The following is a 6,529-nucleotide window of genomic DNA, read 5'->3' as shown; positions in this document are numbered from 1 at the left end:
TAAGCGCACAGGGATCGCGGCTCCGCTCTGGTCCGCGATCCCTGTGCGCTTAACCTGCGCTGTAGCTGGTCTTGGTCTGGGTGAAGAAGTCAGCGGCGGCGAAGCCCTGCTCGCGCGCGCCGTAGCTGGATTTCTTCGTGCCGCCGAAGGGCACGTGATAGTCGACCCCGGCGGTCGGCAGGTTGACCATGGTCATGCCCGCCTTGGCGCGTCGCTGGAAGTCGCGGGCGTATTTCAGCGACTGGGTGACGATGCCCGCCGACAGGCCGAACTCGGCGCCGTTGGCGACGGCCAAGGCTTCTTCGTAGTCCTTGACCCGGATGGTCGAGGCGACAGGCCCGAAAACTTCCTCATTGTTGATGCGCGAGGCGGCGTCGGTGTCGGCGATCAGGGTCGGCTGGACGTACCAGCCGGGTGCATCGAGGGCCAGCCGTTCTCCGCCCGCCGCGATGCGACCGCCTTCCGAACGGGCGATGTCGATATAGCGGTAGGAGGTCTCGCGCTGATCCTCGGACACCGCCGGGCCGATCTGGGTATTGGGATCAAGCGCGCCGCCGACGCGCAACGCCGCAACCCGTTCAGCCAGAAGGGCGACGAAGCGGTCATGAATGCCATCCTGCACGATCAGGCGGCTGGAGGCGGTGCAGCGCTGGCCGGTGGCGAAGAAGCTGCCGTCCAGGGCTATGGCGACGGCGCGTTCCAGATCGGCGTCGTCCAGCACGATCAGTGGGTTCTTGCCGCCCATCTCCAGTTGCACGCGCGCCTGACGCGCCACGGCCCCGGCGGCGACGCCTGCGCCGACCCCTTGCGAGCCCGTGAAGCTGATCCCGTCGACATCGACGTGATCGACGATGGCCTGACCCACGTCGCCGCGTCCGACCACCATGTTCAGCACGCCTTTAGGCAGGCCGGCTTCATGCAAGATGGCGACCAAAGCTTCGGCGGTCGCAGGCGTGTGGCCGGCGGGCTTGAGCACCACGGTGTTGCCGAAGGCGAGCGCCGGCGCCGCCTTCCACGCCGGGATGGCGAGGGGGAAATTCCAGGGCGTGATCAGGCCATAGACGCCGACCGCATGGCGATAGGTCTGAACCTCGACACCGGGCCGGGTCGAGGCCAGGTTCTGACCGTGCAGGCGCAGAGCCTCGCCAGCGAAATACTTCAGGATACGCGCGGCGCGGGCGGTCTCGCCTATGCCCTCGGCCAGGGTCTTGCCTTCCTCGCGCGACAGCAGTTCGCCGACGGCCTCGCGACGCTCCATCAACAGGGTTCCGGCCCGGTCCAGCACGTCGGAGCGGACTTCGGGCGAAGCCTCCGACCAGGCCGGGAAGGCGGCCTTCGCAGCCGCCACGGCGGCGTCCACCTCGGCCGCGCCGCCCTGGGGCGTGCGCGCCACGACCTCGCGCACGTCCGACGGGTTCAGGCTCTCGGCCGGTCGGTCGGCGGCGACCCGTTCGCCGTTGATCCAGTGGCTGAGCGAAAGGGCGGCGGTCGTCATGCGGGCGATCCTTGAGAAGACTTCGTTCCGTCGTCGCCCATGAAGGGCGGGTACGACAAGCCGTAAAATTTGGATGCTCTCTCCCAACCCTGGACCGGCGGCAGGGACCCCGCAGCTTGCGCTGCGGGGTTTTTGCGTTTGGGATCAGTCTCAGTCCGCCGCCGGGTATTCGAACGGATCGGTCGGCGTCGGCTGGGTGGGCAGGGGCATGCGCGGCAGGGGGGCGTCGCGGTTGGCCGCGTTCAGCAGGAAGCTGGCCAGGATCACCGCCGCCTGACGCAGGTCCTCCGGCTTCAGGTGGTCATAGCTGTCGATGCTGGTGTGGTGTATGCGGCTGGAATAGTCGAGCGGGTCCTGGATGAACTGATACCCCGGCACACCCACCGTCTGCATATAGACGTGGTCAGTGCCGCCCGAGGGCCGCAGCGAAACCGTGGTGGCGCCCATGCTGGCAAACGGGGCCAGCCATTCCTGGAAGATCGGGGCGGCGGCGACATTGCCCTCGGCGTTGATGCCGCGGATCTTGCCCGAGCCGTTGTCCAGGTTGAAATAGGCGACCAAGTCGCGATAGCCCGGGCGCGGCTCGACCGGCCAGCGGTTGCGCCAGGTGCGGTTGCTGGGCAGGGCGGCGAGGGCCGGGTCCGTCGCGGGTGCGCGCGTGGCCAGGTAGCGCTCGACATAGGCCAGCGACCCCAGGATGCCTTGCTCTTCGCCGTTCCACAGGGCGAAGCGGATGGTGCGCTTGGGCTTGACCTTCATCTGCGACAGGATGCGGGCGGCCTCCATGACGACGGCGCTGCCGGCGGCGTTGTCCTGGGCGCCGTCAGAGGCGACCCAGCTGTCGAGGTGGGCCCCGGCCATGACGTATTCGCCCGAGCGGTCCGTGCCGGGAATGTCGGCCAAGATGTTGTAGGCGTTGACGTCTTCGTCGTGGAACTGGACCTCGCTGAGCAGCGACAGGGTCGGCGGCGTGTCGGTCAGGGCCAGGCGGGCGAGGCGGCGATAGTCCTCGGCCGCGATCTCCATGCCGGGCAGCTTGGGCGTGGCGCCGACCTGATAGGTGTAGCCGGTGCCGTGCAGCAGGCCGCCGTCGCGCTGGGACATCTTCACCCAGGCCAGGGCGCCTTCCTCGGCCAGGAAGGCGTCGAGGCGGCCGGCGAACTCCGCCATCTTCAGCTGACGTTCGACGGGGACGTGACTGTGCTGCGGCTGGACGTAGGTGTTGCGGTCGCGCAGTTCGGCGTCGGTCCAGCGGCGGAAGGCCGGCTCGGTCGGCTCTGAGCCGGTGTTGGGCAGGGACAGCATGACGATCTTGCCGGCCAGCTTGCCGCGCCACTTGTCGAAGTCCTCGACCTTGGTGATCGGGGCGACAATGACGCCGGCGCTGATGGTTCCGTTGGTCGAGGGCGTCCAGGCCACGGGAATGGCGCGCAGTTCGATGGCCCGTGGCGACGTCATGCGGGCGCTGGAGCGGACGATGGACCAGCCGCGGCCGAACTCGAAGCCCTCGGCGCGGACGTTCGACAGGCCCCAGTCGCGGAAGCGCTGCTGGCTCCATTGCTCGGCCTGACGCATCTGCGGCGAGTTGGTCATCCGCCCGCCGATCCGGTCGGTCAGATAGGCGGCGGTCTGCATGACCTCGCTGTGGTTCAGACCCTGATCAATGATGCCGTTGATGGCGACCCGGTCGACCGATTGGGCCAGCGCAGGCGTGGCGATGCACAGGGCGGACAGCCCGACGAGCAGATGTTTCATGTGAAAACCCCCAGGAACTAGTGTTGGGGGCATATGACGCCATGAAGCGGCGCGCTGCAAACCGTGAAGCTAGTCGGCGCGCAGGATGGCGATGGCGTCTTCACAGAAGGCGATGCGCTGGCTTTCGTAGGTCAGTCCGGCCTTGAGCACGAGGTGCTGCAGTTTCTGGCCTCTGGCGGTCGGGGCTTGCGGGAAGTCGCGGGCCTCGATGGCCTGATAGGTCGCCAGCTTTTGGCGGTGCTGCGCGGCCAACTGTTCCAGGGTCTCGATCAGGTCGGTCGGGCCGACGACGGCTTCTGCGCGCAACCGCACCATCAGATCGTCGCGGATCGGCAGGACGCCTTGGCGTTCCGCGACCCAGCGTTCCAGTTCGCCGCGCCCGGCCGGCAATACCCTGTACCTGCGCTTGCGCCCGCGACCGCCTTCGGTCGGCAGGGCCTCGATCCATCCGGCGGCCTCCAGCCGGGCCAGTTCGCGATAGATCTGTTGATGCGTCGCCTGCCAGAAGTAGCCGATGGAGCGGTCGAACCGGCAGGCCAGATCGGACCCCGAACCGGGATGCTCGGTCAGGGCGGTCAGCAGGGCGTGCGGCAGGGACATCGGCTTCTCGGCGGTGGTCGTTGAGGCCGGACTTTAGTCGGGAACCTCGCCAAGGCCACCCCGCCTAAGGGCTCATGTCTCGACCGCGGCTGCCCTGCGCGCGTCCTTGCGCGATATCAGCAGCCCGAACACCGCCGCCAGCGGGAACATCAGCACCCCATAGACAGCGGCGGGCAGGGACATGTCCGGCACCGCCAGCACCGACTCGGCGATGACGATGGCCAGGGTGGCGTTGTGCAGCCCGACCTCGAAGGCGCTGGCGATCGACTGTTCGCGATTGATGCGGAACAGGCGCGGGACGATGAAGCCAATGCCCAGGCTGAGAATGCAGAAGCTGACGACAATGCCGGCCAGGGCGATGAAGTCGTCTTTCAGCACGGCGAAGTTGGACACGACCGCCCCGGCGATCACCAGGGTCAGGATGACGACCGAGGCCAGCCGCACCGGCTTGTCCATGGCGCGGGCGAAGCCGGGCTTGAAGCCGCGCACCAGCATCCCCAGACCGACCGGCGCCAGCACGATCATGAAGACCTCGATTGTCTTCTTCAGTTGCAGCCCCACGGTCATGTCGCCCGGCTGGAACCAGGCGATCGACAGGTTGACGATGACCGGCAGGGTCAGCACCGCGATGACCGAGTTGATCGCGGTCAGGCTGATGTTCAGGGCCACATCGCCCCGGAACAGGTGACTGTAGAGATTGGCCGTGGTCCCGCCGGGCGAGGCCGCCAGCAGCATCATCCCCACCGCCAGAACCGGCGGCAGGCGGAACAGCAGCACCAGCCCAAAACAGACGGCGGGCAGAAGCAGCAGCTGACAGGCCAGGGCCAGGGCGACCGCCTTGGGCCGCTTGCCGATGCGGGCGAAGTCGCCGGGCGTCAGGTCCAGCCCCAGGCCGAACATGATGACGCCCAGGGCGACCGGCAGGCCGATCATGGCCAATGGCGAATCCATGACGTCATTCTCCCCCGAGAAACCTCAGACCCGACCGGCGAGGGCGCGCCCTGCCGCCCGGCCCGAGAAGATGCACCCGCCCAGGAAGGTGCCTTCCAGCGCATTGTAACCATGTAATCCGCCGCCGCCGAAGCCCGCAGCCTCGCCTGCGGCGTATAGTCCCTCGAATGGCGTCCCGTCCGCCTTCAGCACCTGGCTCGACAGGTCGGTCTGAAGCCCGCCCAGCGACTTGCGAGTCAGGACGTGCAGCCTGACCCCGATCAGCGGCCCGGCCCTGGGGTCCAGCAGCCGGTGCGGCGGCGCCGTCCGCGCTAGCCTGTCGCCGAGGTAGCGGCGACTGTTGTGGATGCTCATGGCCTGGAAATCCTTGGTGTAGGGATTGTCCATCTGAGCGTCGCGGTCCTCGACCTGCTGACGGACGAGAGCCGGGTCCAGCAGGGGCCGTTCCGTCAGACCGTTCATTTTGGCGACTAGGGTCTCCAGATCGTCGGCGAAGACGAAGTCGGCGCCCATGTGCTTGAAGGCGTCGACGGCGGGCGGCGCGCCCCTGCCCAGCCGCGACATCAGCACCTTCAGCAGCTTGCGCTCGGTGATGTCGAGGTTCTGCTCGGACCCCGAGAGGGCGAACTCCTTCTCCAGGATCTTCTGGCTGACGATGAACCAGGAGTGGTCGTGTTCGGCCAGGTCTGGCGTCGTCCGCAGGTGCTTCAGCGTCGCCATGGTGTCGTGACCGGGCAGGGCGGGCGCGGGCAGCCGCCGCCCCAGGGCGTCCAGCCACAGCGGCGACGGCCCGGGCAGGATGCGGATGGCGTGCCTGGGCCAGATGGGGTCCCAGTTCTGCACGCCCTCGACGTAGTGCCACATACGGTCGCGGTTCACGAGCCGGCCCCCGGCGTCGCCCGCGACGTCCAGCATCCGCCCGTCGACATAGGTGGGAACCCCGGTGATCATCGACTTGGGCGGCGACCCCAGCCGCTCGGGCCAGAAGCGGCGCACCTTGTCATGGTCGCCGCCGATGCCGCCCGAGGCCAGAACGACGGCCTGTGCTCTCAGGGTGAAGTCGCCGACCACGTTGCGGTTCGAGGCCGCACCGCGCGGCGCCGCGTCGGCGGCCAGGATCGCGCCCGCCACGCCTGTGACGCGGCCGCCTTCGACCAGCAGTTGATCGACCCGGCGACGGTGGTGGAAGGTCAGCCGCCCATCCTTCGCCGCCGCTCGCGCGCGGTTGGCGAAGGGCTCGGACACACCCGTCCCCGTGCCCCAGGCGACGTGAAAGCGCGGCACGGAATTGCCGTGGCCGAAGGCCTGCCCCCCGCCGCGTTCGGCCCAGCCGACCATGGGGGTCAGGCTGATCCCATGCTGTTTCAGCCAGGCGCGCTTTTCGCCGGCGGCGAACTCGACATAGGCGCGCGCCCACTGCACCGCCCACTCATCCTCCGCAAACGGTCCTGCCAGCCGGTCCCAGCCCGCGCTGCCGCGCCAGTCCCGCCAGGCCAAGTCAACGTTGTCGCGCACGCCCAGCTTCCTTTGCTCCGGCGAGTTGACCAGGAACAGCCCGCCGAACGACCAGAAGGCCTGGCCGCCCAGATTGGCTGCGTTCTCCTGATCGACCAGCGCCACCCGCTTGCCGGCCTTGATCAACTCATGGGCGGCGACCAGTCCGGCCAGCCCCCCGCCCACCACGATGACGTCCGCGTCCATACCTATAGCTCCGCTGCTGTCACACGG

General features: G+C 68.2%; 5 protein-coding genes. All 5 read right to left on the bottom strand.

The window, feature by feature from the left end; all coding sequences use genetic code 11:
• Positions 1-49 precede the first annotated feature (49 nt).
• The 5 genes from HX774_RS15885 to HX774_RS15865 all read right to left on the bottom strand — a co-directional run bounded on the left by HX774_RS15885 (position 50) and on the right by HX774_RS15865 (position 6,502).
• Positions 50-1,495, bottom strand: coding sequence for an aldehyde dehydrogenase family protein (locus HX774_RS15885; protein WP_178828360.1), 1,446 nt, complete (start codon positions 1,493-1,495; stop codon positions 50-52).
• Between the two features lie 150 nt (positions 1,496-1,645).
• Positions 1,646-3,250, bottom strand: coding sequence for a M20/M25/M40 family metallo-hydrolase (locus HX774_RS15880; RefSeq protein ID WP_178828358.1), 1,605 nt, complete (start codon positions 3,248-3,250; stop codon positions 1,646-1,648).
• A 69-nt stretch (positions 3,251-3,319) separates the two neighbouring features.
• Entirely contained in the window at positions 3,320-3,850 is a 531-nt protein-coding gene (locus HX774_RS15875; RefSeq protein ID WP_178828356.1) for a PadR family transcriptional regulator, read from the bottom strand.
• Between the two features lie 72 nt (positions 3,851-3,922).
• On the bottom strand, positions 3,923-4,801 hold the full coding sequence (locus HX774_RS15870; protein WP_178828354.1) for a bile acid:sodium symporter family protein: 879 nt from the start codon (positions 4,799-4,801) through the stop codon (positions 3,923-3,925).
• Positions 4,802-4,825: 24 nt separating this feature from the next.
• A complete protein-coding gene (locus HX774_RS15865) occupies positions 4,826-6,502 on the bottom strand; it encodes an FAD-binding dehydrogenase (protein ID WP_178828352.1) in 1,677 nt (558 codons plus the stop codon).
• Between the last annotated feature and the right edge of the window lie 27 nt (positions 6,503-6,529).

The sequence above is a fragment of the Brevundimonas sp. P7753 genome (assembly GCF_013386595.1).
Classification (GTDB): Bacteria; Pseudomonadota; Alphaproteobacteria; order Caulobacterales; family Caulobacteraceae; genus Brevundimonas; species Brevundimonas bullata.
Note: the sequence above shows the minus strand (reverse complement) of the source record. Positions and strands in the feature narration are given on the sequence as shown.

Coding starts and splice junctions, on each gene's coding strand:
- HX774_RS15885 (WP_178828360.1), bottom strand. CDS start 1,495: ATGACGACCGCCGCCCTTTCGCTCAGCCACTGGATCAACGGCGAACGG.
- HX774_RS15880 (WP_178828358.1), bottom strand. CDS start 3,250: ATGAAACATCTGCTCGTCGGGCTGTCCGCCCTGTGCATCGCCACGCCT.
- HX774_RS15870 (WP_178828354.1), bottom strand. CDS start 4,801: ATGGATTCGCCATTGGCCATGATCGGCCTGCCGGTCGCCCTGGGCGTC.
- HX774_RS15875 (WP_178828356.1), bottom strand. CDS start 3,850: ATGTCCCTGCCGCACGCCCTGCTGACCGCCCTGACCGAGCATCCCGGT.
- HX774_RS15865 (WP_178828352.1), bottom strand. CDS start 6,502: ATGGACGCGGACGTCATCGTGGTGGGCGGGGGGCTGGCCGGACTGGTC.